The 26,136-nt window shown below is 59.1% G+C and carries 24 protein-coding genes and 4 pseudogenes; 16 read left to right on the top strand and 12 right to left on the bottom strand.

The window, feature by feature from the left end:
• Nucleotides 1–98 precede the first annotated feature (98 nt).
• Both IVB54_RS31370 and IVB54_RS31365 read right to left on the bottom strand, forming a co-directional pair.
• Nucleotides 99–281, bottom strand: a complete 183-nt coding sequence (locus IVB54_RS31370; protein ID WP_157643078.1) for a hypothetical protein — start codon at nucleotides 279–281, stop codon at nucleotides 99–101.
• A gap of 371 nt (nucleotides 282–652) precedes the next feature.
• Nucleotides 653–928, bottom strand: a pseudogene (locus IVB54_RS31365) (transposase); the annotation flags it as partial.
• A gap of 158 nt (nucleotides 929–1,086) precedes the next feature.
• Between IVB54_RS31365 and IVB54_RS31360 the strand changes: the two are divergent.
• The 3 genes and pseudogenes from IVB54_RS31360 to IVB54_RS31350 form a co-directional block, all read left to right on the top strand.
• A pseudogene (locus tag IVB54_RS31360) lies at nucleotides 1,087–1,906 on the top strand (ISNCY family transposase); the annotation flags it as partial.
• A gap of 694 nt (nucleotides 1,907–2,600) precedes the next feature.
• Nucleotides 2,601–4,277: a ThiF family adenylyltransferase gene (locus tag IVB54_RS31355; RefSeq protein WP_256465309.1), complete on the top strand. Its 1,677-nt coding sequence runs from the start codon at nucleotides 2,601–2,603 to the stop codon at nucleotides 4,275–4,277.
• A complete protein-coding gene (locus IVB54_RS31350; RefSeq protein ID WP_018460470.1) occupies nucleotides 4,265–4,765 on the top strand; it encodes a Mov34/MPN/PAD-1 family protein in 501 nt (166 codons plus the stop codon). The genes IVB54_RS31355 and IVB54_RS31350 overlap by 13 nt, the downstream gene beginning before the upstream one ends.
• 76 nt (nucleotides 4,766–4,841) lie before the next feature.
• On the opposite strand, the gene IVB54_RS41510 is transcribed toward IVB54_RS31350, so the two are convergent.
• The gene (locus tag IVB54_RS41510; protein ID WP_018460471.1) at nucleotides 4,842–4,973 is read right to left on the bottom strand and encodes a hypothetical protein; all 132 of its coding nucleotides are present in this window, start codon (nucleotides 4,971–4,973) and stop codon (nucleotides 4,842–4,844) included.
• A 538-nt stretch (nucleotides 4,974–5,511) separates the two neighbouring features.
• Here IVB54_RS41510 and IVB54_RS31345 point away from each other — a divergent pair.
• The 4 genes from IVB54_RS31345 to IVB54_RS31330 are packed head-to-tail and all read left to right on the top strand — an operon-like array spanning nucleotide 5,512 to nucleotide 8,497.
• The gene (locus tag IVB54_RS31345; RefSeq protein WP_247365184.1) at nucleotides 5,512–5,934 is read left to right on the top strand and encodes a transposase; all 423 of its coding nucleotides are present in this window, start codon (nucleotides 5,512–5,514) and stop codon (nucleotides 5,932–5,934) included.
• Entirely contained in the window at nucleotides 5,928–6,281 is a 354-nt protein-coding gene (tnpB, locus tag IVB54_RS31340) for an IS66 family insertion sequence element accessory protein TnpB (RefSeq protein ID WP_091898177.1), read from the top strand. The genes IVB54_RS31345 and tnpB overlap by 7 nt, the downstream gene beginning before the upstream one ends.
• Nucleotides 6,282–6,332: 51 nt before the next feature.
• Nucleotides 6,333–7,898 carry an IS66 family transposase gene (locus IVB54_RS31335; RefSeq protein WP_247776473.1) on the top strand — a complete coding sequence of 522 codons (1,566 nt, stop codon included), beginning with the start codon at nucleotides 6,333–6,335 and terminating at the stop codon, nucleotides 7,896–7,898.
• Nucleotides 7,895–8,497: a plasmid pRiA4b ORF-3 family protein gene (locus IVB54_RS31330; protein ID WP_247776472.1), complete on the top strand. Its 603-nt coding sequence runs from the start codon at nucleotides 7,895–7,897 to the stop codon at nucleotides 8,495–8,497. Before IVB54_RS31335 ends, IVB54_RS31330 begins: the two co-directional genes overlap by 4 nt.
• A 14-nt stretch (nucleotides 8,498–8,511) precedes the next feature.
• Here IVB54_RS31330 and IVB54_RS31325 read toward each other — a convergent pair whose 3' ends face one another.
• The 3 genes and pseudogenes from IVB54_RS31325 to IVB54_RS31315 all read right to left on the bottom strand — a co-directional run bounded on the left by IVB54_RS31325 (nucleotide 8,512) and on the right by IVB54_RS31315 (nucleotide 10,071).
• Nucleotides 8,512–9,498: an IS110 family transposase gene (locus IVB54_RS31325; RefSeq protein WP_247478235.1), complete on the bottom strand. Its 987-nt coding sequence runs from the start codon at nucleotides 9,496–9,498 to the stop codon at nucleotides 8,512–8,514.
• Between the two features lie 113 nt (nucleotides 9,499–9,611).
• Nucleotides 9,612–9,844 (bottom strand): annotated as a pseudogene (locus IVB54_RS31320) (hypothetical protein); the annotation flags it as partial.
• Nucleotides 9,845–9,870: 26 nt separating this feature from the next.
• On the bottom strand, nucleotides 9,871–10,071 hold the full coding sequence (locus tag IVB54_RS31315; protein ID WP_247363768.1) for a hypothetical protein: 201 nt from the start codon (nucleotides 10,069–10,071) through the stop codon (nucleotides 9,871–9,873).
• Between the two features lie 564 nt (nucleotides 10,072–10,635).
• Between IVB54_RS31315 and IVB54_RS31310 the strand changes: the two are divergent.
• Nucleotides 10,636–11,079 (top strand): annotated as a pseudogene (locus tag IVB54_RS31310) (transposase); the annotation flags it as partial.
• A gap of 117 nt (nucleotides 11,080–11,196) precedes the next feature.
• On the opposite strand, the gene IVB54_RS31305 reads toward IVB54_RS31310, so the two are convergent.
• Nucleotides 11,197–11,820, bottom strand: a complete 624-nt coding sequence (locus IVB54_RS31305) for a hypothetical protein (RefSeq protein ID WP_018458384.1) — start codon at nucleotides 11,818–11,820, stop codon at nucleotides 11,197–11,199.
• A gap of 1,973 nt (nucleotides 11,821–13,793) precedes the next feature.
• Between IVB54_RS31305 and IVB54_RS31300 the strand changes: the two genes are divergently transcribed.
• On the top strand, nucleotides 13,794–14,213 hold the full coding sequence (locus IVB54_RS31300) for a transposase (RefSeq protein ID WP_026233566.1): 420 nt from the start codon (nucleotides 13,794–13,796) through the stop codon (nucleotides 14,211–14,213).
• Between the two features lie 76 nt (nucleotides 14,214–14,289).
• Here IVB54_RS31300 and IVB54_RS31295 read toward each other — a convergent pair whose 3' ends face one another.
• Nucleotides 14,290–16,149, bottom strand: a complete 1,860-nt coding sequence (locus IVB54_RS31295) for an HrpF/NolX family T3SS translocon protein (RefSeq protein WP_275996078.1) — start codon at nucleotides 16,147–16,149, stop codon at nucleotides 14,290–14,292.
• A gap of 629 nt (nucleotides 16,150–16,778) precedes the next feature.
• On the opposite strand from IVB54_RS31295, the gene IVB54_RS31290 reads away from it, so the two are divergent.
• The 6 genes from IVB54_RS31290 to sctV all read left to right on the top strand — a co-directional run bounded on the left by IVB54_RS31290 (nucleotide 16,779) and on the right by sctV (nucleotide 21,456).
• Nucleotides 16,779–16,964 (top strand): hypothetical protein, encoded by a 186-nt coding sequence (locus IVB54_RS31290; protein ID WP_247363765.1) that lies wholly within the window; start codon nucleotides 16,779–16,781, stop codon nucleotides 16,962–16,964.
• Nucleotides 16,965–17,031: 67 nt separating this feature from the next.
• Nucleotides 17,032–17,316, top strand: coding sequence for a hypothetical protein (locus IVB54_RS31285; RefSeq protein ID WP_018458380.1), 285 nt, complete (start codon nucleotides 17,032–17,034; stop codon nucleotides 17,314–17,316).
• A gap of 126 nt (nucleotides 17,317–17,442) precedes the next feature.
• The gene (locus IVB54_RS31280) at nucleotides 17,443–18,333 is read left to right on the top strand and encodes a hypothetical protein (protein ID WP_018458379.1); all 891 of its coding nucleotides are present in this window, start codon (nucleotides 17,443–17,445) and stop codon (nucleotides 18,331–18,333) included.
• Nucleotides 18,334–18,369: 36 nt separating this feature from the next.
• A complete protein-coding gene (locus tag IVB54_RS31275) occupies nucleotides 18,370–18,906 on the top strand; it encodes a hypothetical protein (protein WP_018458378.1) in 537 nt (178 codons plus the stop codon).
• Nucleotides 18,907–18,908: 2 nt separating this feature from the next.
• Complete coding sequence (locus tag IVB54_RS31270; protein WP_247776603.1) at nucleotides 18,909–19,352, top strand: histidine kinase; 444 nt, start codon at nucleotides 18,909–18,911, stop codon at nucleotides 19,350–19,352.
• Nucleotides 19,333–21,456, top strand: coding sequence for a type III secretion system export apparatus subunit SctV (gene sctV, locus IVB54_RS31265; RefSeq protein WP_247344790.1), 2,124 nt, complete (start codon nucleotides 19,333–19,335; stop codon nucleotides 21,454–21,456). The genes IVB54_RS31270 and sctV overlap by 20 nt, the downstream gene beginning before the upstream one ends.
• A gap of 1,062 nt (nucleotides 21,457–22,518) precedes the next feature.
• Here sctV and IVB54_RS41780 read toward each other — a convergent pair.
• The 4 genes from IVB54_RS41780 to IVB54_RS31245 all read right to left on the bottom strand — a co-directional run bounded on the left by IVB54_RS41780 (nucleotide 22,519) and on the right by IVB54_RS31245 (nucleotide 25,468).
• Nucleotides 22,519–22,893, bottom strand: a complete 375-nt coding sequence (locus IVB54_RS41780; RefSeq protein WP_345947066.1) for an ATP-binding protein — start codon at nucleotides 22,891–22,893, stop codon at nucleotides 22,519–22,521.
• A gap of 1,004 nt (nucleotides 22,894–23,897) precedes the next feature.
• Entirely contained in the window at nucleotides 23,898–24,179 is a 282-nt protein-coding gene (locus IVB54_RS31255) for a transposase (RefSeq protein ID WP_247359464.1), read from the bottom strand.
• 37 nt (nucleotides 24,180–24,216) lie between these two features.
• The gene (locus IVB54_RS31250; RefSeq protein WP_247368945.1) at nucleotides 24,217–24,489 is read right to left on the bottom strand and encodes a transposase; all 273 of its coding nucleotides are present in this window, start codon (nucleotides 24,487–24,489) and stop codon (nucleotides 24,217–24,219) included.
• 283 nt (nucleotides 24,490–24,772) lie between these two features.
• A complete protein-coding gene (locus tag IVB54_RS31245) occupies nucleotides 24,773–25,468 on the bottom strand; it encodes a nodulation protein NolW (RefSeq protein ID WP_247282065.1) in 696 nt (231 codons plus the stop codon).
• Nucleotides 25,469–25,653: 185 nt separating this feature from the next.
• On the opposite strand from IVB54_RS31245, the gene IVB54_RS31240 reads away from it, so the two are divergent.
• Entirely contained in the window at nucleotides 25,654–26,133 is a 480-nt protein-coding gene (locus IVB54_RS31240; RefSeq protein ID WP_247282066.1) for a nodulation protein NolB, read from the top strand.
• Nucleotides 26,134–26,136 lie beyond the last annotated feature (3 nt).

Raw genomic sequence — 26,136 nt, 5'->3', positions numbered from 1 at the left:
GACCACAGAGACTCCGGCTTCAAAAAGCCGGGCGTCAAGATCGCCAAATTGAACAAAAAGGGACTGTTATCGCGCGTCGCTCCGAGCTCGTGCATTACTCACACCTGCCCGGTCTTGGCTGCTGCAGAAAAGCGCCCCGGCTCCTGGGCAACAGGTGACCGCTCGCCAAACTCAAAACGATCCAGGAGAAACGAAACCCAAATACTCGCACGACTCAAAAAGCCACGGTGTTGCCGCCCCTCCTTCCGGGACATCGCATGCGGCACATCGGCGACCGACATTGGGCCGCCCCACTGCTGTTGGAAGGCGACCGGGTTTCAATACTTGCACTGCAAGCTCTGCTTCCTCTTCAGGTCAACGTCCTCACATTCGCTACAACCAACCGAGCCGCTCCGAGTGATCATGAAGCTTCAGAGAAGGCCGTATGTATGATTCAGACTGTACAACCTGACGCTACGTAGACTTCAAGCCCCCATCGCTGTCGCGTCGAGCCTGCTTGGGTTTTCATACCCGTTTCACGATGCGGCAAATCCTCGCAGCTTGGTGATCTACCCCGCTTTCGAGCACCTTAATTGCGCGAGGCGCGCCGCCGCCGGTAAGACGTGTTGGCAGTGGCGTAAGCGCGAAACTTTGGCCGTTCAGGCTTGGAAGTTCAGGGCATGAGAGTATCGATCTGAGAGATCGGCCAGCGCCGCGCGATCCGTTCGAGAGTTTGCGTGAGCCAGGAGTGCGGGTCTGGTTGTTCATCTTCGTTGGTCTGCAGCAGCGTGGCGATGGTGGCCGAGGTCCGGCCACCATGGCTGCCCGCGAAGAGCGCGTTTTTTCTCGTGATGGTTGGTGGCCGGATTGCGCGCTCGACGGCGTTGGAGTCGAGCTTGATGCGACCGTCGCTTAGGAAGCGCTCGAGAGCGGTGCGCCTGGATGTGGCACACGGATCGGCCTCAAGCGTGTAGGGCATCATGGGCGATCGTCCCGGTCGGAAGCCATACGAGGATGGCAAGAAGTCGGTTGAAATGTTCCTGAATGCTGTGCTGTGCCTGCCTCACGTAATTTGCTCCCCAGTGGGATGGGACTGCGGGCGCGATAATGAGGCAACTGAGCATGGCGATTCGGAGAGAGCTGACGGGCGCTGTGGGGCAGCGCTACAGAGAGGCGAGCCGCGCGGAGAAGCGCGAATTCTGGACCAGTTTGTGCTTGTGACGGGCTTGCATCGAAAGCATGCGATGCGCCTGCTCCGAGGCGAGATGAGGCAATCCTCGGTTCGGCGCACCCGTCGCCGGATTACGAGGAAGCTGAGCGAAATGCGCTGGTAGTGCTTTGTGAGGCATCCGACCGGATCTGCGGCAAGAGGCTGAAAGCGCTGCTGCCGCTCCTGATCGAGTCGATGGAACGCAACGGTCACATGGGCCTGGCTCCTGAAATCCTGTGCGAAGCTACTGGCGGGGAGCGCGTCCACGATCGATAGGGCGCTGGGCAAGATCCGAGAGGAAGGTGGACGCCAGCGGTGCCGCCCGGTGGCGAGCGCAGAGCGACGGAATCCCGGTACGGACGTCCGCCGGCTGGAAGTATCCGGCGCCGGGCTTAGTCGAAGCCGATCTGGTCGCTCACAGTGGGCCCTCGGCGCGCGCCGGTTTTATACAGACGCTGGTGCTCACGGATATTGCGACCTGTTGGACGGAGTGTGCGCCGTTGCTGGTGCGCGAGCAAACGCTCCTGAGCACCGTGACGACAAAAGTTCGCCGACAGCTGCCGCTCTCGCTGCACGGCATGTGAGCAGATGAACATCGAGTTCACGCGTTGCCGACCCTACCGCAAGAACGACCAGGCGTTTGTCGAACAGAAGAACGGAGCCGTGGTCCGACGCATCATCGGTTATCGGCGGTTTGAAGGACTTGAGGCGGCTGCGTGAGCTATCGCCCAAAGTTGGTGACGGCGGGAATCGGAAAGGCGGCATATCGTGGGGGTGCTTGACGCCTCCACTTCTCCACCGAAGGAGCGATATGCCGTGTCCAACGATAACGTCATCCATCTGATTCTGCACAGATTTCCGGCTGTTGCGCCTCGAAAATGCATTTTTTGAGCACCACACAAGGCTACTCGGCCGTGTTGTGGCACGAATAATCGTTATTACTATCGGCTCAGCAAAACGGGACCTGATCTAGTTCACACAAAAGAAAGTCCGTGATTTGCGGCGAAAATGCCGCAAAACGTGAAAATCCCGCAGTTTTGCGGTGTTTTCTTGCAAGTGAGGTAACGGGACCACACTTTTGGCTCTGGATCGATGGGTACCGACGACGAACGTGTGGATCTGTGCCCTTGCAGCGTGCGTACGTCGGCCCCGTGGCCCAAGCGAGCAGAAGGAGTTTTAAGATGTCTAAGCCGCCCCACCCATCTCATCCGGAGCATCCTGACGTGCCGCCGGGCCCGCCCAGCGATACGCCTGGCAACGGTCCGCCACCGCACCCCGGCAAGCCACCCGGTCCTCCCGAGCCTCCCAAGCCGCCGCCACGTGTCGTGGGGTAAGGCGAGTGGGCGATACTGTCCTGCAGCCAAGGGGCGGAATACCGCAGTGGGATCTACGCTTTCCCGGTCGGCTCCAGATGGAGCTCGACGCGTTTCAGTCCGAAAACGTAGATCCTCGCCCCGAGGACGGTGCTCTGCAAGACCACCGACTTGTACTTGATTTCGAGTGGCCTCATGAGGGCGGAGTTCTTCCACTCAGGGCGGTATATCCGGACAGTTATCCCTTTCTTCGGCCTCAGGTCCTGCTGCGGGATCCGGTGCCATTTCGCGATCGCAGACACGTTGCCCCCGACGGCACCTTGTGCCTTATCGGCAGGGATAGTCGGCAATGGACCTCTAGTCTGACGGTACCGGCCCTACTTCGAGAGATGCTCACCGATGCGCTGAAGGCAAGCGCCAATGAAGATCGGCAGGGCGAGCCAGCGGAAGTTTGGTGGAACGGATCGCCAGTAGATGACCTTCCATACTGCCTGATCGAGACAACTTGGGATCTCTGGGCCAAGCGTATCGATTCAGGTCGGCTTAGTGTCAAATACACCATCGAGAATGGCGAAACGGAGACGCCTCGATTGCGCGCGTCGGTGACCGCGGTTTTCGCACAGGATGGCGCTGTACTGGCAGACTGGAACAGACGACTCCCCGCGTTTCTCGCCAATGGTAACGCGAGGGACCTAACCATTCCGTGGGAACGTCTCGATACAACTCCGAATCCCGGGACCGAGGACGTTCTGCGGAATCTCATAGGCCTCGAAATCGCTTCTTCGTCTCCAGTTTTTTCTTCATCGTCCCTGTCCACACGGAGCTTCCGTTTGAATGCTTTCCTTTATCCTTCCGAGCTCGAGTGGAAGCGGAACGGGGACGGCTGGCTCTTCGCACTGTCTGTGGGCAGCAAAAAGAGTTTCCAAGGCCGCAAACCCCTGTCAGGGGGCATCGTTCGCACCTTACGGGCGGGTGTTTCCGATTTGGCTTCGAGGGCGCCGCAAGCGTCTGATCGATCTGCCAAGAAGGTTTGCGTCATCGGCACGGGTGCCATCGGAGCGCCGCTCGCAATTGATCTGGCTCGCAACGGCGTCAAAGAGCTCAGGCTACTCGATTCCGACATCGTTGAGCCTGGCAACTCCATGCGCTGGCCGTTGGGGGCGAGCGCCTGGGGACGGTCGAAGGTTGAGGCTCTGGATGCCTTCATTAAGAACGAATTCCCCAACTGTGACGTGCGCTTTATCAAGCACCAATTGGGGACGCAGTCGCAGAAATATCCGTTCAGGGATGAGCGCGCCTTGACCGATGCGGCCGACGGAGTTGACCTGGTTATCGACGCCACGGCGGCGTACTGGAATATGTCATTCATTCACGACTTTACGGCGCGGCTCGGCCTTCCCGTCATGGCAATGCATGCATCGCCTCCGGTTAGTGGAGGTGTCGTGGTGCTCTATGGTCCGGAAGGAGGTTGCCCCGCTTGTCTTCTGCGCGCTTGGGACGACGGCTTGATCTCCAAACCGCCTGGCCTTGGTGACGAAAGCGGTCTCGTCCAGCCTCCAGGTTGCTCAGAGCGAACGTTCACAGGTGTGTCTTACGATCTGCAGGAAATCTCGTTGCATGGAATGCGAGTCGCTTCAGCTTTTCTTGCTGCCGGTGGAGGGAACGGCTCAACTACCGTTCACACGCTGAGTTTCAATGAGCAGGCTGGGGTAAAACTGCCCTCGTGGCGTAGCGAGATCTTGACCCGACATGCGAACTGCACATGCAAGGCCTAGCCGCCTGGATTTCGTCGCCGTCACTGGAAAAATTGCGCGGTGACGCCGACCGCTTCTACCCGAACGAGACCGGCGGGGTGCTTACCGGATATTGGGCCGACGATGCTAACGTCGTGATCACCGCCGTGATGGGGGCAGGTCCTGCCGCCGTCCATAAACGCTATTCCTACGAACACGATCACGTTTGGGAAGCGGCTCAGATCGGCTTAGAATACGAACGATCGGGGCGTACGAACGTGTATGTCGGTGATTGGCACACACATCCTGATGCATTGTCTGGCCGTCTTAGCGGGACCGACAAACGCGCGTTGCGGCGCGTCCTTCTGTCACGCGACGCTCGGTTGTCTAAGGTCCTGATGCTGGTTCTGTTCGGACGCCCACAAGAGTGGCGGGCGGATGTGCGGGTCGCCGAGTTCAGACGGGTGTCGGCTTGGCGCTGGCGCCGCAGCTTGTCAATCGAGTCGGCTCGACTGCAACGGTATGACTAAAGTGTCTTCTGGAACCCGCTAGGACGCGAATTTTCGGTCGGCGTGTATCACTATTACTTCAGCTTGTAGGTGCCGTTTAGCCACCCTGCAGCAGCTCCTCGACGACCCCGGACACGCTGGTCTTCTCCCGGATTGCCCGTATCTTGGCTTCTTCGATCGTCTCCTCGGCGATCAAAACCTGTAATGGCGCCTTGCCCTCGGGTGTCAATCGGCCCTTTAATTGCGGTTTGTTGTCAAGCTACCATTCTTCCTCTCTCCAGTGACACGCCGGTAGCGATTGCTCCGTCGGAGCTGATCAGGTTGTGGAGACGGAGCGATCGCGGATGGCGAGACGATTGCCTAGCGGGCTTGGCAATCGACGTCGTTGGCGGCTTCGTCGGGTTGGGTTGATGTCGTAGCTGGGGTCATGGTCCTTTCCGAGGTCGCTAGCGCCTCATGATGATGTCCGGATCGGGCGCCTCAACGTTTGCAGCGGAGTGCGGGCGAACCGCCACCAGCCGATTGACCGAGGTCACCACGACCACCGTCCCAGCGGGACATCGCCAGTCCGGCGGACCGGACCAGGAACTTGCGAGCAAATATCAGATTGGCTTCGGCTGGCCCCAGTCGAACGACGTGCCATCGACCCAGATGCAGTGGAGAATCACGGCGATCTTTCGTAAGCGTAGCGCCGCGGCCCTTTAGATTGTCTGTGCGCGATCTTGGGAGCACCGTTAGAAGAGTCATCTTCTGCAAGGGTGCTCATAATGGACGACCATTCGGACGACATAAGACGACCATTGACACAGCGTATCGAAGTGTACGCCGGCGCAGGCCGTAAGCAGTGGCCGGATGATTTGAAGGCCCGGATTGTCGCGGAAAGCCTTGAGCCGGGCGCGGTTGTAACAGATATCGCACGCCGGCATGGCTGCCGGCCACAGCAGGTGCATGACTGGCGGCGCCGGGCGCGTTTAGGTCAACTGGTGCTGCCAGCTGCGGCGGGTGCACTGTCGTTTGTGCCGTTGGTGTCGGAATCGTCGCCATCGGCGGCTGCCGCGCCCTCCTCATCGCCGGAAGCAGCCGTTGTGACGGTTGAGCTCCAGGGGGCACGAGTTGAGGTGCGAGGGACGCCTGGACTTGCCGTGCTGAGTGATGTGTTTGTTGCGTTGCGCCGGGCACGTTCATGCTGACGGCTCCCGCTGGCCTCATGATTTACGTTGCGACCCGACCTGTAGACTTCAGGAAGGGCGCGGATGGTCTGGCGCTGTTGGCGAAGGAGACGCTGGGCCACGATCCGATGAAGGGCGTGGCGGTGGTCTTCCGTGCGAAGCGCGCTGATCGGGTGAAGATCGTGGTCTGGGATGGTAGTGGCCTCGTGCTGTATTGGAAGCGGCTTGAGGGCAGCGCCTTCAAGTGGCCGCCGGTCGTTGACGGCGTCATGCGAATGAACGCCGCGCAGTTGTCCGCGCTTCTGGCCGGCATGGATTGGACACGCATGCATGCGCCTCGAATCCCGCAGCCGAAAGCGCTTGCGTAGGACATAAAATCTTCGCTGCATCGGGGCGCGAAGCATGGCAGACTCGGGCCAATGAGTGATTTGCCTGATGAACTGCCGAGCGATCCAGCCGAGTTGCGTGCCTTTGCCGCGGCTCTGCTGGATCGCTGCGCCAGGCTCGAGCGGTTGCTCAAGCTTGCAAAAGACGCGCAGTTCGGTCGATCGTCGGAAAAGCTTGACGCTGATCAGCTCCAGCTTATTCTGGAGGATATTGATCAGGCTGTCGCGGCTCTCGAAGCAGCCGAGGACCGCGCCAATCCCAAAACACGCGAGAAGAGAGCTGCCGAGCGCAGGGCCAATCGTGGCAAGCTGCCGGAGCATTTGCCGCGCATCATCGAGGACCTGATGCCCGCTGCAACCTGCTGCCCATGCTGCGCAGGCGACCTTTTTGAGATCGGTCACGATGAGAGCCAGAGGCTGGACGTCGTACCGGCGCAGTATCGCGTTATCGTCACCCGCCGCCCCAAACTGGCCTGCCGCGCCTGTCACGGCGTCGTCCTCCAGCATGCTGCTCCCGAGCGATTGATCAGGGGAGGACTGCCGACCGAGCGGCTCGTCGCGCATGTGATCGATGCCAAGTATCATTGGCATTTGCCGCTTTACCGCCAGACGCAGATGCTGGCGACGCACGGTATTGCCATCGACCGTTCCACGCTCGCCTTCTGGGTCGGCTATGCGGCCCAGGAATTGAAGCCCTTGTGGCATCGACTGCGCCAGCTTCTGCTCGCCTCTCCGAAGCTCTGTGTCGATGAGACCCCGGCGCCGGTGCTGGATCCCGGGCGCGGCAGGACCAAAACCGGCTACTTCTGGGCGCTGTCGCGCGATGACAGGCCTTGGGCCGGGCCTGATCCGCCCGGCGTGGTCTATGCCTATGCACCAGGCCGCGGCGCCGTTCATGGCTTGCGACTGCTCGAAGGCTATCGCGGCATCATCCACTGCGACGGCTATCAGGCTTACAAGACCATGATGCGAGAGACGCGTGCGGACGCCTTGTCCGGGACGCTCGCATTCTGCTGGTCGCATCTCCGGCGCCAGTTTGTGAAGATCGAGCGCGAGGCTTCGCCGGCGCCGGCGCCGGTTGCCCGCGAGGCCCTCGAGCGCATCGCCCAGCTCTACGCGGTCGAGAAAGCCCTCCGTGGCCGATCTGACGCCGAGCGCCGCGCGGGCCGGCAGGCGCATGCCCGGCCGTTGGCTGCAGCCTTGAAGCAGTGGTTTGAGGCGAAGCTTGGTCACCTCGCGCAGAAGAGTGAGACGGCGAAAGCTTTACGCTATGCACTGCGTCATTGGAACGGCTTGACGCTCTACCTTGATGACGGGCGCATCGAAATGGACACCAACGCAGTCGAGCGTGCGATGCGGCCGATCAAGCTCAATGCCAAGAACGCCCTGTTCGCCGGGTGTGACGAGGGTGCTGAGAATTGGGCATTGCTGGCGTCGCTCATTGAGACCTGTAAGCTCAACGGCGTCAGCGCCGAGTATTGGCTTGCCGACGTTCTCGCAAAGCTCGTCAATGGCTGGCCGGCGGCACGGCTGGACGAACTGCTTCCCTGGGCATCCACCTATACGATGCATGCACAAGATCCGAGGCTTGCGGCATGAGCCTCAGCACGACCGCGGTCCGGATCAAGGTGACCCTCAAGGACGTGAAACCGGAGGTGATGCGATGCCTTGTCGTGCCGCTCACGCTGCGCCTTGATCGGCTGCATCTGACGCTTCAGGCGGCGTTTGGCTGGACGAATAGCCATCTCTTCGAGTTTTTGGCTGGCGAAGGACGTTGGGGTATCCCTGATCCCGATGGAGATTTTGGCCCTCAGCCCATCGATGCTCGCAAGACGCGGCTCTCCAATATCGTTCACGAGACCGGCGCGAAGACGATCCATTATCTCTACGACTTCGGCGACAGCTGGGATCACGTGATCAAGCTCGAAAAGTGGTTCGACAACACGACAACGGAGCGACTTCCCCTCTTGCTCGAGGCCGCCGGCCGTTGTCCTCCGGAAGATGTCGGCGGTGCGTCAGGCTATACCGAATACCTCGACGCCATCCGCGACCCCACCCATCCGGAGCACGAACAAATGCGCCTCTGGGGCCCTGAGCAGTTTGATCCCAACGTCGTCGACCGGAAGGCGCTCGAGGCCGCCGTCAACGCATTGTCGGAAATATGGAAGCCGCGCCGGCGCACCACGCGTTCAAAATAGACGTCAAGCACCAATCAAATGGGCCTCAGAGCGACGCTTACGATCTTTCGGGCGATGGCGACCTTTGCCTTCTTCATGCCGATCCGCTTGGCGAGCTTCATGCCCCAGGCCTTTAGGGAAGACCACTTTTTGGTTCGATAAAGAAGGACAGTGGCGGCCTCGAACAAGTAAGTTCGGAGAAGCCGGTCGCCCCATCGAGATATCTTTCCGTTGGTGTCGGTTTCGCCGGATTGGCTGCGCCTCGGCGTAAGGCCTAGGTAGGCGCCGACCGTCGAAGCCGATCGGAAGCGCGAGGGGTCATCGATCGTGTGGCGGAACGTTAGGGCCGTCACGACACCGACCCCGGGGACCGTCATCAGGCGACGCGTCGTGTCGTCCAGCTTTGCCAACCGGCGGACCTGGTCGTCGAACTTACCTTGTTGTTGACAAACGTTCTCATGGATCGAGAGCAGCGGCGATATCACGCTGAGAAGCAAATGATCGACGCCCAAGAGTTCGCTGACCTGGTTGCGGAATTGTTGGCCGATCGCGCGAGGGAACAGCAATCCACATTCCTTGATCAAGCTGCGAACTTGGTTCTCGATGTCTCGGTGCATGGACACTAGCCGAGATCTGGCGACAAGGATCGCTCGGATCTTCTGGCTTTCCTCACTTTTGACTTTTACCTCTCGATACCATCCAAGCCGCACCAGTTCGGCAAGCCCTCGCGCATCATTCTGATCGCTCTTGTTCATTCGGACCGACAAAGCTGCGTGCGCATGCCGAACGTCGATGCAGACCACGGGAAGCTCAACCCTGCGGAGTTCATGCCATAGCCAACTCGCCATAGCACCGGTCTCGAAGCCGATACGCTCGGCATGAGGCGCATGTTTGTTAAGCAGGTCAGTCAAGGCACCAGGATTAGACTTTGCTTTCCCTTCGAAGATCACTTGACCAGTCTCGTTGACAACGCACACAGCGGTTTCTCTCTGTGAGACGTCCAGCCGGACGTACTGCTTCATGGGAGCTCCTTCGAATCATTTAATTGCGAGGCTCCACGATAACGGAGGTTGTCTGCCACGAGTGCCGACCGCAATTACGTCATCGTTTGCAAATTTTTGCAGGCCGAATGACACTCGAGCACCGCTCGTCCCTTTTCCGTGATGCGCCACCCTCCATTCAAGCGCTCGACGAGTTGCTGCGAAAAAAATCGAGCTCTGGCACACGGGCGCCCATTCTCTTGGTGCGCGCCGCCCAATCCGGACCGCTCGTGGCCAAAATGGCCATGTCTCGCTTGAGATCCGGCATGGATGCGAACCCGTCCGGGTAGCTGACAAAGATCTTCAACACCGTGACCTGGAAATTCACATGAGCGCTATCAGAGTTGTCTGCATCTACCGCCACATCGTTGGCGCGGAGCGAAGAGCTTGCATTGCGACCTGCCGAAGGCGCTCCGCTGTGATCTCACCTTTGTTGGCGGCCTCCAAGATTTTGGAAGCGACATGGGCCCGAGTGCCGGTTTCGCTGCGAGGCAGACCGTCGCAAACCTCCTCAAGAACAGCACGCAAAAGCGCAGTGGTCGTTGCGTCCAACACTTGGCGACTCCGCAAGGCGCAAAGAATGGTAGCAGAGGAAGCACGGTGAACCGCTCAAAGAGACTACTAGCTGATTCCAAAGTCGAGTATGAACTTCACCACAGTCGTCGTTGCTCGTAGGTGCCCGAGACGTTGCTGCTGTGCCCTCCACGTACAGGGTAGTTGTGCTGGTCTTGCTCCGCCACTCCAGTGCTGGAGGAACCGCATCGTTGGTGGAATTCAGCGCTGGAGGGGCTCTTTTTGACGATTTTCGCCGCGATGTCCGTGCGATGTCTCGCCACTTGCCAGAGTGTCTATTTTCCACCACACGGCGAATCCATCTCCGGGGCAGCCGCGGCGGGCGTTCCGGTACAGACAGACCATCGGTGTTTATGTCCGATCGTTTTTCGTTCTTTGAGATTTCCTTTAAGCGCCGTGAGCGAAGCTGGTCATGGTCCGTCAGCACGAGCGAGGGCACGCCGGTTATGAGCTATCGCCCAAAGTTGGTGACGGCGGGAATCGGAAAGGCGGCATATCGTGGGGGTGCTTGACGCCTCCACTTCTCCACCGAAGGAGCGATATGCCGTGTCCAACGATAACGTCATCCATCTGATTCAGCCAGGAATCTTCGACGATCAACTCACAGAAGTCTTGCGCAATGGAGCGCGTGCCCTGCTGGCCCAGGCGGTCGAGGCCGAGGTTGCAGACTTTCTAGGCCAGCATGCCGATTTGAAGACCCGGGACGGCCACCAGCGCGTCGTCCGCCACGGTCACCTGCCGGAGCGCGAAGTGATGACCGGCATCGGTCCGGTCGCCGTCCGCCAGCCGCGTGTACGCGATCGCGAAGCGGACGCCGCCGATCCTGGCCGCATCCGGTTCTCGCCGTCGATCCTGCCGCCCTACATGCGCCGGTCGAAGTCGATCGAGACGCTGCTGCCGATCCTTTACCTGAAGGGTATCTCGACCGGCGACTTCTCTGAGGCGCTGGCTGCGCTGCTCGGCAAGGATGCTGCCGGGTTGTCGGCATCGATCCAGTCGAATTGTCGGTTTCGCTCGGCTGAGGCTTGACCTTTGCCGCAGCTGTCCGTTTGCCTGCGCTCCTTGCTCCACCGCCTGCCCAAACATGAATGCCAGCGGATCTGGGCATTACATAAAGTCACCATCCTCTTCGGAATCTGCTGCAACCTCCGTATCACTATCGACCTTGGAGAGATAAAGCTGAGATTTAGTTGCGCGCTGCCATTCACCGAGGCTGTTTTTTGTCCACTGGGCGGACTGAGTGGGGTCAAGTACCATGTCGTCCTCGTCCACTTCAACGAAGCCCATTGTCTCTGCGCGGGCCTTCGCTTCTGCATTAGCAGGACGCCAGTTCACCAATGGTCGTTCGCCGTCTTGCCGAAGCTGATGTTCGAGCAGAATATCGCCGGCGTTCGCGACAAGCGGATGAGCAACCTGAAAATCAACAATTGAGGTGACTTCACTGCGTCCAGGGAACTGTTTTCGCCACTTATCGCTTTCGAACTCAGTCATGTTGAATCCGGCCTCCGTTCTTTGGAGGCCAACGCTCACATTTCCTAATTGGTAGCTGTAATATCGGGCGTCTTCTGAATCTCTTCTGATACCGTATTCCTTAGCGACCTCTGCTGTGCGCTTAGCTCTTGCGGATACAAATTCCGAGTACTCGTGTGGATTGTTGGCGATGCGGTTGATTGCGTCGCCATGAAAGGTCCTCACTTCTGTCCTGAAGGTAGCTCTGTCGATCTCGACCACAGGAGGTTTTCGAACGAGGGAATAACTCGGTTGCGAAGGTGAGCTGCCAGCGGACTCCTGCAATCGCGTTCTAGCGAACGCATCCGCGAAGCCCTGGCTTTCGGCACCCGCTTCCTCAGCGTTTGCTGCCCGATGATATCTTTCTTCGGCCGGAATATCGGGCCAATTGTTAACTCGACCGTACATGACGACTGCACCTGGATCATACGTCTTGCATTGCTTCAGGTCGTTAGACCTTACCCGATTGATAGACAGCTTAGCTGTCCGTAAGCTGACGCCAGCGCATAAAGGGAAAATCCGACCCCTTTGGGCAGCTCGACCGCGTATCGTCGAGGCGTTGCGCGATGCAGGCTTCCACGTTATCCACCCAGCACGAGGCGAGGAGGTGCTGGACTGGTGCAAGCGGCACGTCGCAAGGGGAAGATGATGCGGGGCACTCGGACCCGCCGAGGCGTCGAGCTCGCCGCGAGGAAAGCGACTTCCACCGCCGCCCGAGCGTCTCGTGCGCTGGATGGCTTGCTCGACCTGGTGGCACTCCCAGTCCGAGGCAGCGAACTGCACGCAGTGTCGACTGGATCGTGGGCGCGTGGCGCGCAACGCGATCGCGAGAGTGACTCCGGATGACGTCGCCTACTACGTGGCACTGCCGTTCGACGAGCGCCTGAACGGCGGTTGGCGTAGGAAGGGGCGCGCCGTGCTCGAACTCATGGAAGCTCCGCCTTCCGAAGCCGAGTCGAGAAGACAGGCAGCCGGAGCTGAGCCATCGACTACCACGCCCGCGGCTCGTCTTCCGGTCTCGAGCCAGCTCTGCTGGATCAGTGGCGGACGACGGTCTGGCCGCCGGCGAAGTGGTAGATTACCTGAGCGCAAACGCAGCTCTTGTGCTCGCCGAAGCGCTCTCGCGGAAGCCGCGCACTGCTCGTGGCGATCGCCTTCGCGGCCAAGATGGCTGGGACGATTTGGGCCATGGCCACCCGGAAGGTGGATTATCGGAACCCAGCGCAGGCAGTGACGGCATCATGACGAATGCAGCACGAAATAGCCTGACGTTGGTGAAGGGTGTGAGAAGGGGACGACCCTAATGGGCGGAACGATCGAACAGATCTGGATCAGGAAAACCAGTTAGAGCTGAAGAGCCGAGGTGCTCGGAGATGAGAATTGGACTTGATCCGCGGATCACCGTACCGGCCAGCGGCTTCTGAGGACGCCGTAAAGGAAGGCCTGACAGAAGAGCGCATCGTCCACACGCCGAACGGGTCAGAAACTTCTTGCATCACGGGCGGCAACGACAGAAGGCTCTACACGAAGTACCGTCAGCCCGCCAGTGGCCGCCGCCAAGGCGTCGTTTAGTCCGTCAACCGCGTATCGGACCCAGAACAACCCCGCCTACCATCGCAGAAGAAGGGTGGCGCGGCCGGCGCCGGCCGGACCGGTTGGCCGATGTGTTTTGAGTCAGAAGTGGTGCCGATGCTCGAGGCAGCCCGATATCACCGATGCGCAGTGGCTGCAGCGGCTCCATTCGTTTGGGCTGTCGCGAGCCAGCTTTCGGCCCAAAGGACAGATTGCGGAGCTGCGAGCCTACGTGCGCCAGCGCGAGCGTCTGATTGGGTACGCGGCCTCCCACATCAAGCATATGCACAAGGCCTTGACGGAGATAATCTTCAACTCCACCAGATCTCGCCGACATCACCGGCGCCACCGGCTGCGCCTCATCCGCGCGATCCTGAGGCGCTGGCGTGCTTGCGCCCATTACAGTTGCCACGCTAGCGCGGAGACGATCGTGAACGCGCTCACCGGAAGCTATCGCGCCGAGCGTCTGTTTGCGCTCGAGCAGGCACTTGCGCTTTAGGACGCCTACCACGAGAAAGCATCTGTCTGCGACGCCCCGGATCGAATCCGTGTTGAAGGCGCGTCGGAATCGAACCGATCAGGCGAACGCTCTAGCTTACGAACGTCCGCGTGGCGCTGTTCCGTTGCTCGGAAAGGACATCACCACGCTCGACGGCCTCGGTCCTTACCTCTCGCTGAAGCTGATCGCTGAATGGGGCGACGACCTCTCCTCGTGGCGAAGTGCAAAGCATTTTACCTCCTGGCTGGGACTGGCGCCGAACGACAAGGTCTCCGGCGGCAGAATGCTCTCGTCCCGAACGCGCGGATCCGGCGGTAGGGCGGCGGCAATTCTGCGCCTTGCTGCCGTAACCGTGGGCCGTACAGACACCGCGCTCGGCGGCTTTTACAGGCGACTTTCATCGCGCGTGGGGTGCGCCTCGAGTGCAGCGCGCGTTCTTCCGCCGCTTGCCGAGCGGCGGCTTCGCCCTGATGACGTGGCACATACCGACTTTCTCGAGGCCGTACTGTCGAGCGGCGCAGAAGTTGCAAGCGTCCGTCCCTGAAAAGGTAGATACGAATCGCACCTTACCCGCAACTGGCCTTTCAGGCCACCTTCTGAGACGACGGCGGCGTAGCGACCTAACTCGGAACGCCTGCGGCCTGCATGGGCTCGGTAAGGCGTGCCTTCAGGTCGTCCAAATGGTCCTCGGCATAGGACTGCACTTTCGAGATCGCCGTATCGAGGCCGAACTGCACGGTCTGTTCGAGCATCTCCTTTGCGAGGCCCTCGCGCAGCGCGAATTTGACCTCGGGCCCAGCAACAAAGCTAATGGCCTGCCCCGCAAGATTAAGGCCAACCTCTTTCAGAGCCTGTTTCATATCACCTCCGCTAATGCCCGTATGCAGAAGGCTCAATGCTTGCGACTCGAGCTCGAGCACCATCGATATGCCATCGGCCAACTCGCCCAGTCCCGGAATGACGCCGAGCAGGCCTACTGCCGTGGCCTCCCAGTCGAGCACCTTCGAGCCCACCTTGGCTACGTCATCGACCGCATGCATGAGGACCCCGCCATTCTTCTTCGGAGACGCGACATCGGGTTGGTCGGATACCCCCATCAACATGTCTGTGACTGCATTTTGTTCAGCGGCGGTCTTGGGGACATGGGTCTTGATCTGCTGAACGGTATGGTTCGCAGGTGACATGTTGCTATAGAAGTGCCTGAAGTCGTTGTTGCTGATATTACCGGAGTCGACCGTATGCCCGCCGCCTAAATCGAAGAACTCCTGATGGGTCTTGTAGCCCGTAATCGAATTGTTTAGCAAACGGAACAAGATCGGGTCCGAGAGCAGTTGCGATGCCGCTTCTCGTATCTTCGGGTCGAGAGTCTTGTCCTCGACCATACTCGCCAACTTGTGTCGTGTCAGGTCACCGTCCCCGAAGAAGGCGTTCTGATTCTTGTTGATCGTGTCGAGCGTGTTCAGCTCGCTTTGCGTGGAATTCATCGACGAGGAGGCGACTTGCAAGAAGTCTTCCTTGTGGATTTTATCAGTCGCACCACCGCACAACTGCTCCCAGGCGTCCGGGTGCTCGAGGAAGTGTTGAGCCGCCGCGATCAGCTGAGGCGGACACTTACCAGTGTCGGCTTTGCCGTCGACGATCCGCTTGAAATCGTCCAGGCTCAAATTCTTGGGCAGGTAGTCAGAATACTTGTAAAGCTCGCGCAATGCATCATTCAACGTCATGACCGATGCTTGTCCATTCGAGGTGCCGTCGGATGGAATATAGTTCTGCTCGTAGCTTTGCGCTTGCTGCTCCTGGAATGTAGCAACCTGCGAATGGCTGGCGGAAAACTCTGACAGATCCTTGGCCTTGATCTTGCCGCCGCAGCGGCCGTCCCCTTGGGAGCCAATCGCATAGAAGAGCTCTGGATCGCGTCGCAATCCTTCGATCGCCTCCTTCAGATCCGGGGGCGTCGACGGATCGCTGGCCTTGGCTGCCAGCGAGTCCCAGCTGAGTGGGCATTGGTCCTTATGCCGGTTCAGCACTGCCACGATCTGCAACTCGGCATTGGTGAGCGTGCCGCCGTTCCACGTGATCCTAGAGCTTGGCACCGGAGTGCTCGGTACGTCAGGCGATGGAGCAGCCGTCGACGATGCGTCTGCACCAGGGGTGTCGACCGAGGAGGAATCGACCGAGGAAGAAAAAACCGGATCCTTCATCACCGCCTCGATCGCCGCCTTCGAGTGCGCTGACAACTGGTCCAGCGAATCCTGCGGGATCTGTCGTTCTGATTGCAGCAGATCCGGTGGCGTGGAGGGAACGTCGGATTTCTCTTCCCGCGAGCAGATGGACACGATCGCCTCGAACATCGAAGGTTCGCCTTCCCGAATCTGGCCGGGGGTCTGCGCGGATGATTCCAAGGCCGACGAAGCCCCCGGGACAAGCCCGAACAGAGCTGGATCTGCACTGGCGGGCAGCGAAACGCTGTTGAGCTGCATTAGGTTCATTTCCATTCCATTGCGGTAAATACTTGGCATCGACATCGTAAGATCGAGGCTTTCACGTTAAGGGGGCGAGCTTTCGAGAAGCTGACGACTTTTAGACGGAGCAGGACGAGCCAGTGTCGGTCGTCTTAACATCCCGGAGAGGCGTCATCGTGCTCATGAAACTCATCTCCGGCTCAGAGCATGTGCAGGCACGACGCTGCTCTGACGCTTTCGCAAAGCAGGTGCCTGCGGTCGTCAGTCCCGAGTGACGATCGCTGTGGGGCCACGAAACAACATCACCACCGATTCCCGCGGTAGCATTTTTAACTGCGCACGGTTTTGCCTCCGACTTGCCATCACACCATTGCTGATCGAGCGATGTGATGAGGTGCGTTGGGCCGGCGCCGCGATCTGGCGCTCGTCGGCATTATGTAGAGATTGAAAGTGGGGCCGAGAAATTCGCGCGGTGGCAGTCGCGGCATGTACCTGCGAATGCGCGCTCTCAGCTGGGTTCACTTGACGATAGTGAGGTTGTTCTCATTCTCGTCAGCTTCTCGACAGCTAATCCCAGTAGCGTGAGCAATGTGAATCGCTCGGTGGTGATACCACCGTTTTGGCGGAACTGAAGTGAGAGGCACCAGATGGCCGGGGCAATCGAAGGCGTGATCCATACCAATTCTGACAGTGGCAGCTCGCAGTCGGTAGCTGATCGTCAGAAGTTCGAATCGGCTTTCGGTTCGGTTCTTGCCAACGTCGCGATGCAGGCGATGGAGCGAAACATGTCAAATCTTCGCGAAGCTATAGCTGAAACAGAAGAGGATACCTGACGCCGGTTCTTCGACGTCAGTGGAGTGTTGCCATTGATGGCAGCAAAAAAATGGAAGGTGAAGCGATATGACCAAAACAAGCTCTACTAGCCCTTCTACTGGTGGTGTCCACGACTCCCATGATAGCAAGAATGCTAGCAAGACTGATAACAAGACTGATACCAAGTCCGCGGGTCCCGGCGTCGGTAACTCGGCGACCGATAACGTTGGTGGGACGGGTACTTTCGAGAAACTGATCGACGAATTGAAGGCGGTTAACCAGCAGGCCATGGTGCAGGACATAAAGTTGCGTGCACTGACGACCGAGCTCTCGAGTGAGAGGAAGGCGGCCAGCGAGCGCGTCAACGGATAACGGTGAAAGGCGGGGCGAATCTCGCCCCGCCGTTCCCGTCGTCGGGGTGATGTGAGTGGTGCGGCCTAGGAATGAGTCGTGCGACCAATCGCCCTGCCGTGCTCCTCATAGTTCGGAGAATTGTCCGTGAATGAGGCCGCCTCCTTACATTTCGAGGTACTGTCGGGACCTTATGCTGGGCTAAGCGGGAAGGCGGCTGTCGGAACGAGTCTTATCGGTAGCGGCCTCGACGCGGATATGGTTTTCGTCGAACAAGGGCTTGAGCCGCATCACCTACGTATCACCCTCGTTGGCAATTCAATCGAGCTTGAGGCTCTTGCGACCGTAAGCACCCCAGAGGGCGAAGGGGATATCGCCGCAGGTGAGCGTGTTGTTCTTTTTCTTCCCGCCGTCATTCGTGCGGGCGCCATGTCTATTCGCTGGTCGATGCAGAATGCGATTGAGGCTCGGTCGATCAGCCTCTCGCGCGTTTGGATCTCAGCTCTCGCCCTCGTGCTCCTCAGCTTTCTTGGCGTAGGCAGTCTCTCGACGATTTTCTTCAAAGCCAGCGGAAGTGCACCGACCGGCATTGCTCCGCCTGCCGCAGAGCTTGTACCCAAGCTGGGTATGAACCGGCCTGACGATCGGCGAGCTCAGGCTGCGGCCGAAGTGCTGAAACAGGAAATTGATAAGGCGGGCCTGCTCGATATCAGGGTTGGTTCGGGGCCGGGTTTTGTTAGCGCTGAGGGAAAAGTCACGCCTGCAACCGTTGCGAAATGGCAGGAGCTCCAGCAATGGTTCGATGGTCGTACATACGGTGCGGTGACACTGGTGAACGGAGTGATCGTCAAGGAGGAAAAGCAGCCATCCTCAATCGCGATCGAAGCTGTTTCGCGCGGACCCCAGCCCTATCTCCTTGTCGGTGGGCAGAAGTATTTCGTCGGCGCTCTCTTGGCCGACGGATGGGCGGTCACTCGAATCGAGGATGGGCGTGTGCTGCTAAGCCGCAATGGCCGCGTTGTTGCCGTTCCGTATTAGGGTTTCCGGGCCCGAAGGAAGGATAAGGAGATCGTCATGTCAAAGGTGTCCCGCTACGATGTCGGGCCTGGCACTGCTTCGCAGAGACTCAGCGAGCACCATCATCAACCAGTGATAGGGCCGACAATCCAACCCAATAAAGGTGAGGCGGACGGTGCTCGTGCAAACGGCGAGAAGGAGCTGGCGTCGATCTGGGGCGAGCTGAACACGCGCTATATGCCGCTGGATCTAGCGATCGAAGCCGCATCGGAGGCCAAAGGTATTGATGCAGTCGGGCGTGTCAGTCTCAACGAGATGCGCACTCGCATTTATGAGCTCGAGCAACGCGCTGGGATGGCATCGCTCTACGGGCGCGATATCGCGCACGATCTACTCTCCTTCGTCACGCCAAGCCTTCGTCATCCGGACATGCTGCGGGCGGAGCGGTATAGCATTGTTCTGGAAGGTCTCGTCCATAAGCTGGCGGCCGCGCCTGCGGATCCGATAGCTGGGGGCGGTATCGTCGTCCTACGGCAGGGACTGCACTGGCTAGCGCTGCTCCGCCGGAATCGGAATAGCTTGATCGAAGCCTAACAATGTTCAACTCCGATGGAGCGCAACGGACGACCAACGTTTCCAAATCCGATAACGACTCACTGAGTTCCGGGCAGGAGCGCGATTTGCTCTGTACACTTTCGTATCTTCACCTTGCATGTGGGCAGAGCGCAGAATGCGTGGCTCTCTTACGACTCATCGTCGGCAAGGACTCGCGAGATGTCGATCTATTACGGATTCTCTCCTATGCCCTCATCTTGGAAGGTCTCGGAGGTGAGGCGTTGCAGGTCATAGATAGGCTGAACACACTTGATGACGAACCCTCGGCGCGTATCTCTCTGATGCTGTTGCGTAGCCACGCCCTGCGGCGGGCCGGCCTCATAGACGAGGCGCTCGCCGCTTTCCAACGCTATGTCTCGTTGCGTGACGGCACTGGCCTGATCAATCAACGATCGGAAGGTCCCCATGACCAGCGTCCTGCGTAAGATCATTGCGCGCGCGTCGGCCAGCTCCGATTTGATGGTCGCGTTGATGCTGCTTCTGACGGTCGGCATGATGATCATGCCGATCCCGATAGTGGCGATCGATACGCTCGTCGGCTTCAATCTGGGCTTCGCCATATTGCTGCTGATGGTCGCTCTCTATATTAGCACTCCACTTGATTTCTCGTCCTTGCCAGGCGTCATTCTGATTTCCACGGTATTCCGTCTGGCGCTCACCGTATCAACGACGCGGCTGATCTTGGCTGAGGGGGATGCGGGCAGCATCATTCGCACGTTCGGTGATTTCGTCATATCGGGGAATATCGTCGTTGGTATTGTCATATTTTTAGTCGTGACCATGGTGCAGTTCATCGTCGTGGCCAAGGGGGCTGAACGCGTGGCGGAGGTGGCGGCGCGGTTCACGCTCGATGCTCTGCCAGGCAAGCAGATGGGAATCGATGCGGAATTGCGCAATGGCCATATCGATCAGAACGAAGCGCGCAGCCGGCGCGCTACATTGGAGAAAGAAAGCCAGCTTTACGGGGCTATGGATGGCGCCATGAAATTCGTAAAGGGCGACGCCATCGCAGGATTGGTAGTTATCTGCGTCAACATGCTGGGCGGGATCACCATCGGCCTGCTCTCCAAGGGCATGTCTTTCCAGGCGGCGCTGCATCAATATACCCTGCTGACCATAGGTGATGCGTTAATCTCACAAATTCCCTCGCTGCTGCTCTCGATTACAGCTGCGACAATCATCACTCGTGTAAATGGGGTCGTAAGGCTCAATCTTGGGACCGACATCGTTAACCAGCTCACAGCAAACTCGCACGCATTGCGGCTGTCTGCCTGCGTCCTCGTTGTAATGGGGGCTATTCCGGGTTTTCCGCTCCCTGTCTTTCTCGTCTTGGCTGCAGTCTTTGCGGCAGCGAGCTTTGCCGACGGTGGGACCCAAAGCGGCAAGAAAAGCGCTGATGTCTCTCGCCCGGCTCCCACAGAGTCTAACAAGGAAATCGTGCCTGCGGAGGCGCTTCCCATCGCGTTGTTCCTTGCGTCAAGTCTGACACGGGCGATCGACAAAGAAGAATTGCAACAGCACATTGCACGCGTTTCGGGACTGATCTCGTCTGATCTCGGCATCACAATTCCGCGCATCCCCATCGAGGTCGACGAGCGCTTGCCAGACCTGCAGTACAGGGTGGATGTCGAGGGCGTGCCCGTCGAGCAGGAGTTAATTGATCCAACCCAGCTCGCACTCCACGACGATCCGGCCAACATTGAATTGAGTGGCATCCCGTTTCGGCATGACCGGGAGACGGATCAAATCTGGATTGAACAGAGCAATGCACCGGCTCTCAAAGCAGCCGGCATCGGGCACCACCGTCCCATTGAAATCCTGGCCTTGCGCGTCCATTCGGCGTTGACCCGCTATGCACAGTGCTTGGTGGGTATCCAGGAGACGCGCCAGTTGCTGGGCCGCATGGAGACGGAATATTCCGATCTGGTCAAGGAGGTGTTGCGTACGACGCCGATCCCTAAAGTAGCCGACGTCTTGCGGCGCCTCCTGGAGGAGGGTATTCCGATCCGGAACACACGGCTGGTTCTGGAGGCATTGGCCGAATGGAGCGGACGTGAACAAAACGTCGTCTTGCTCACGGAACATGTTCGCTCCGGTCTGAGACGGCAAATCTGCCACCGGTATGCCAACGCACACCGCGTCGTGCCGGTCTTTGTCATCGAACGTCAAACCGAGGATATCGTGCGCAGCGCGGTTCGAGAGACTGCCAAAGGACCCTACTTGGTTTTGAGCGACGGGCAAAGCGAGGCGCTGCTCTCAAAAATGCGTCACATCCATTCGAACGTAGTTCGGGCGCAGATCAAGCCGGTTATCCTTGCTTCGATGGATATTCGACGCTTTGTCCGCGGCTTTCTCACCCGTAATGGGATCGATCTTGCTGTTCTATCCTATCAGGACCTTGCCTCGGACTTCACAATCCAGCCTGTTGGATCCATTACACTCGCAGCTGCAAAGGACGACGACGCCCCGTCCGAGGAACTCAGCAACACGCTCCTTGCGCCCGATTCACAGGCGCAGCAGTCAATTTAAGAAGGACCGCATGAATTCACCTCGTAAGGCAGCGCGGTGGCGCTTGGGTTCATTTTGTCTGCTTTCGTGCTCGGCTCTCTTCGCCACTCTGGGGCTCTGCAGTTGCGCTAGCTGGGATAGACCAGCTCTTCAAATGCAAGAGCGGCCGGCGCCAAAGTTGCTCGGCGCCAAAGATATCGATCCAGCTATGCGCGAACGCATTGAGTGCGCGATCGGCCGGACTCCTGACCAGGAGCTTTGCGCGACGCGTTGAAGCAAAAAAGCTCGGAAGATCAACGCAGCGGATCGGTCTTGCGTGTCGATGCGAAAGCGCCTCGCATTGATTGCTCGTCAACGTCTGCCTGGACCTGCGACCTATATGCGCTCAAGACTAAATGCGTTAACTTGAGAACGTGGGACGCTTCGTGAGCCACAACCGCAATACAAGCAATCGCGTCAGCGCAGCGTATTCCGATTGCGCGGACCAAATCACGTTGTCCGCAACGATCGGTGCACGATATCGCGCAATGCAAGCACCCGCCCGCTGCGCTGGCGCTGCCGCCCTACACAAGTGACCCGGGCATACCTAATAGTAGCGGACGTATTGGTTCTGTTGTCTCTTGCTCGAGGTCTCGCCGGCCGGCTATCACGCCTGGCGCGAGCGTCCGGACAGAGCACGCACGACGACCAATGCTGCGCTCTCGACTGATATCTCATCAGGACAGCGGCGCTCGGGGACGGCAACCCACGGGTCTATGCCGCGCTGCGGGCACAAGGACCTGGCGCCAGCCATGGCCGGATCGAATGCCTAATGCATCGGCAAGGCATCGGCGCCATGATGGCCCGGCCGCACCGCGTTGCCGACAGCCGTCATGGCCTGCCGATCGCGCCAAACCTCATCGATCGCAACTTTAGGGCCGCAGCAGCGAACCGGATCTGGCTCGCCGACATCACTTACGTTTCGACTGCAGATGGCTGTTGTACCTGGTGGCGATCATGGACCTCTGTCAACGGGCAGCGAACTTTCCGTGAGAATGTCCAGATTTCCCTGGGTGACGGCGATTGTGCTTCGGGGATCAGCCGCTAAGTCATTGGTCCTTCCAGGCGGGCGGCCGCGGCGCTTGGGCTGCGGCGGGTTGGCGAGCGGACGTTTCCGGGACGAGAGCGGCGTGCTGGCGGAGCCGATAGCTCGATCCCTCGATGTGATAACAATTGCGTGGGGAAGCAGTCCATCAAGCACTGCTGTGGCCAGTTTGAATTGAGGATCATCGCGCCCTTGTCATAGCGGGCGTCTTCCAACTGGAAGAACAGATTGCCGCCGCCAGGCGCGACCGGGAGGTAACCGATTTCGTCGACGACAAGGAGGGAGGCGCGGGCGAGGAACCGCAGGTGCTCGCGCACGGTGGTCGTCACGATGTCCGCGATCGTGGCGAACGCGACGCTCTTTCCCGCCTTCACGGCCTCGACCGCGAGTGCCGGCGTGAGATCGCTCTTGCCGGTGTCGCAAGCAGATGAATTTCAATTGGGCAAGCGCCAGAATGCGATTGCGATCGAGCTGGAATGCGAAGTCGAAGCCAGCGAGCCTTTTTGACCGTGGTCAGGCGAGACATTCTCAGCGCGGTGCTGACACCGCGACTGTCGCGCACGGTCAGCTCCTCGATAAGCGTTTCGAGCGCCTCAATCCAGGTGACCTCACCCTCTTTCAATCCGCCGCAGCGTGGTGTCCAGCATTCTGAGCGCACCTGGCATGTTGAGTGCGATTAGGCCTTTCTTGACGCTGTCGATCGCTGCCGGCTGCGCGTGGATGGTTATGGCCGGCCTTCCGATTGGGGGAGGCGCTTGCGACACCTCGGTAACGCCCAGCGACCGCCTTGGCGTGTGATCGCCGGCCCGATCGACGAGGGCTTCGGATACGCCTGGTCGCGACCTAGACCGGTTGACCGCCTGTCGATGCTCGGGCGCGACGCGAGTTCGCCGGCGGCCTTCTCTAGAACGGGATGGACGGCAACGATTGCGCTTGATCGAGAATGGGATTACATCGGGCAATTGCTGCACCTCGACACTGCGCCGCGTATGGTCGGGTATGCTGTAATAGTTCCCACTGATCCACACGAGCCCGTCGTGGCTGACACGGGTGGCGTTCGGCATTGGACTGGACCCCCGATCGGCATCCAAAAGGGGCTCTGACTCATGTGTGGAACGGCCCGGGCTGCAAGATCGTTCTCTGGTCGAACAAGGGATGACGGTGCGGTCATATATTCGACCTGTAAACGCGGCGCCCGGCCGCTGGCCACGATGATATCCGCGGAAGCAATCGGCCAATCAATTTCTCGCGCTCGAAGCGCAGTAAGCCAGGCGGTCTGATTGCGACCGGGAATGTCGTCATTCGGGGTTCATCCAGATTTGCACCTTGCCTCCTCGGCAGCTTTCTTCTTCCGCCGGAGACTTCTTAAGATTAGGTTTCAGCATTGCACGCGACGCATGATAGATGCCGCCTCTGACCAGCAAGGCCCATATGGTGCGCGCAAGCTGTTGGCGAACTCCACCGCTATGAGCTTGACGGCCCGTCTTTGCAGCATGGTCCGAATCCAGAGCGGGGCTTTCGAGCCTCGCTTGCCAAGCTTGATGATTGAGGTCGCACCAACGATCAAGTGCGTCCGTAGTTGCCGATTTTCAGGCTTTGATACTGCCCCGAGCCTTTCTTTCCCGCCGCTCGACTGTGCCCTCGGTGTTAACCCGTCCAAGCCGCAAAATGCGGTGCAGTCGCAAAACCGGGGCCATTCAAGACTGCTGTCCGAACGCCAGCGCCGCTACCAGTGCCTTCTCCGAGCGCTGATAGCGTTGAACAGCTTGGTCGAGAACCGCCCCTGACGGTCCTGCGGCACCTTCACCCGGGGTGATCAGCGAGCGGGTATAGTAGCCGGAGCGATAGCCCAGCCGCGCCTCGCCCAGCGCCTCCGCCATCGTGGCTTCGAGAGCTTCCTGCACCGCACCCCGGATTAGCGGTTTCAGGATCCCTTTCCGACGCAATAAGCTGTTTGACGGTAGAGCCATCCGTCCTAATCTTCGTCACGGTCTTGGTGGCCTTGCTCCGCTAGGGGCGGTGATCTTCGCAAGCACCGGATTTACTATGACCGCTTCAGCCGCTAGCTTTTGCAGAACCTCCCGCACACTACCACCGGATATCCCGATACTGGTGGACAAGGTCGCGCAGCGACAATTCTCGTGTTCTGGAGCCGATTTACGACACGTTCGTCTCGCCCTGCTTGTGCGGCGTCTGATCAGACGATCGGTCCAGCCTCCTTGCACACCCCGCGTAACGGCTGATTGAGCGGTATCATCTTGGGCCCGGCCCTTGCGCAGGCAAGGTACCCTCCTGACGCGGCAGGTCTGAAGAGTACGGGGCTTCAGTTCGCCCATCCCGAACGATCGTCGCGGAGGCGCCGCGATATAACATCAGCACAGATTCCCGAGACGGCATCTCGATGGAGCGAGGTCGCGCCTGCGCCTCCGCCACGAGACCATTGAGCGTCTGATCCACGAGTGCGATGAAGCGTGGTGGACCGGACGCAAGGACTAGGCCATTTCCCGGAGCCGATCTCATGATGTAGCGTTCGTCGGAAATGGCGAGCGCATCGAGGGTTGCCTTGAGCGCGTCGCAGCTGATTGAAGTTAGCAGAAGCAGACGAGTTTGCGCTTCCTTTGCGGTAGAGACGTAAAGCACGAGCCCATCGTAATACCATTGAAGATTGTAGACTTGAGTCAGATGATCAAGGAACTCGCGCGGTGGCAGGTCCGGCATGTGCCCGCGAATCCGACCCTTCACCTCGGCGCTGATGGTGACTTTAATATTGAGGTTGTTGCCGAATTCCTGCAGCGCGGCAGAAAGCTCCTGATCCAGAACCGTATATCGATAAGGGGTCGAGGGCAGCGACAGGGGAGCGCTGCGCGCGATCTGTGTTCCGCCGGAAACGAAAACGGCGACACACAGAACTCCGTTCAAAACGTGCGGGATTATGGATCGGATGAGCATTCATGGTTCTCTTTGACTTAAACTAACAGGAGTACGTTCGGTACGTGAACGCGAAACGTGATCTTTAGATGGCGATGTGCGGGCGAACTCGTCAGCTTGTCGTCAGCTGGCCTGTCTAGGACATTGAGCCGCTAATCGGCTTGAACGGCTGGTCGTATCACATCTCGATGAGAGCGAGTCTTTCCATGATGATGTTAGGCGCTGCGCCGATCTCTCACAATCTAGAAGGCCTGTCCAAGGCCTGTTCGGCAACAGCGGTCGACGAGCAGGTCCAGTTTCAGCAGAGTCTCTTGCAAGCGGCTTCGGTTCAAGACCTTGCGCCTCCAGTAACGGGAGCGGCGGCGGTTCCGTCGACATCCGAGGTATCGCGTGCAACAACACAGGCGAGCCCGCTGGGCGATCGCATCCTCCAGAATCTTTCTGCGATGTATCCGGTCAATGCAGTTCCAAAAGGTGCGGAGACCGGGTCGACGTCGGAGCCCCTTTTGCTGCAACCCGGCAAAGCGGAAGCAGGTGTGCCGGGCGCCCCCAGTGGCGCAGGTGACTTCGAGGCGATGTTGGCGAATCTGAAGGATGTTTCTGACAGCGTCATCCAGGTAACACTCATTTCAAATGGTATCGGTAGCCTCGGTTCATCTCTGAATAAGCTGATATCGGCGGGCTGAGTG

This window comes from Bradyrhizobium sp. CW1 (assembly GCF_023100665.1).
Classification (GTDB): Bacteria; Pseudomonadota; Alphaproteobacteria; order Rhizobiales; family Xanthobacteraceae; genus Bradyrhizobium; species Bradyrhizobium canariense_D.
Note: the sequence above shows the minus strand (reverse complement) of the source record. Positions and strands in the feature narration are given on the sequence as shown.

What these genes read in the sequence shown, in the direction of transcription:
- IVB54_RS31250 (WP_247368945.1), bottom strand. Translation starts at nt 24,489, where the DNA reads ATGGCTCTACCGTCAAACAGCTTATTGCGTCGGAAAGGGATCCTGAAA.
- sctV (WP_247344790.1), top strand. Translation starts at nt 19,333, where the DNA reads ATGACCAGCGTCCTGCGTAAGATCATTGCGCGCGCGTCGGCCAGCTCC.
- IVB54_RS31245 (WP_247282065.1), bottom strand. Translation starts at nt 25,468, where the DNA reads ATGCTCATCCGATCCATAATCCCGCACGTTTTGAACGGAGTTCTGTGT.
- IVB54_RS31325 (WP_247478235.1), bottom strand. Translation starts at nt 9,498, where the DNA reads ATGAAGCAGTACGTCCGGCTGGACGTCTCACAGAGAGAAACCGCTGTG.
- IVB54_RS31335 (WP_247776473.1), top strand. Translation starts at nt 6,333, where the DNA reads ATGAGTGATTTGCCTGATGAACTGCCGAGCGATCCAGCCGAGTTGCGT.
- IVB54_RS31270 (WP_247776603.1), top strand. Translation starts at nt 18,909, where the DNA reads ATGTTCAACTCCGATGGAGCGCAACGGACGACCAACGTTTCCAAATCC.
- IVB54_RS31295 (WP_275996078.1), bottom strand. Translation starts at nt 16,149, where the DNA reads ATGCAGCTCAACAGCGTTTCGCTGCCCGCCAGTGCAGATCCAGCTCTG.
- IVB54_RS31330 (WP_247776472.1), top strand. Translation starts at nt 7,895, where the DNA reads ATGAGCCTCAGCACGACCGCGGTCCGGATCAAGGTGACCCTCAAGGAC.
- IVB54_RS31370 (WP_157643078.1), bottom strand. Translation starts at nt 281, where the DNA reads ATGTCGGTCGCCGATGTGCCGCATGCGATGTCCCGGAAGGAGGGGCGG.
- IVB54_RS31345 (WP_247365184.1), top strand. Translation starts at nt 5,512, where the DNA reads ATGGACGACCATTCGGACGACATAAGACGACCATTGACACAGCGTATC.
- IVB54_RS31240 (WP_247282066.1), top strand. Translation starts at nt 25,654, where the DNA reads ATGATGATGTTAGGCGCTGCGCCGATCTCTCACAATCTAGAAGGCCTG.
- tnpB (WP_091898177.1), top strand. Translation starts at nt 5,928, where the DNA reads ATGCTGACGGCTCCCGCTGGCCTCATGATTTACGTTGCGACCCGACCT.
- IVB54_RS31275 (WP_018458378.1), top strand. Translation starts at nt 18,370, where the DNA reads ATGTCAAAGGTGTCCCGCTACGATGTCGGGCCTGGCACTGCTTCGCAG.
- IVB54_RS31355 (WP_256465309.1), top strand. Translation starts at nt 2,601, where the DNA reads ATGGAGCTCGACGCGTTTCAGTCCGAAAACGTAGATCCTCGCCCCGAG.
- IVB54_RS31350 (WP_018460470.1), top strand. Translation starts at nt 4,265, where the DNA reads ATGCAAGGCCTAGCCGCCTGGATTTCGTCGCCGTCACTGGAAAAATTG.
- IVB54_RS31290 (WP_247363765.1), top strand. Translation starts at nt 16,779, where the DNA reads ATGGCCGGGGCAATCGAAGGCGTGATCCATACCAATTCTGACAGTGGC.
- IVB54_RS31285 (WP_018458380.1), top strand. Translation starts at nt 17,032, where the DNA reads ATGACCAAAACAAGCTCTACTAGCCCTTCTACTGGTGGTGTCCACGAC.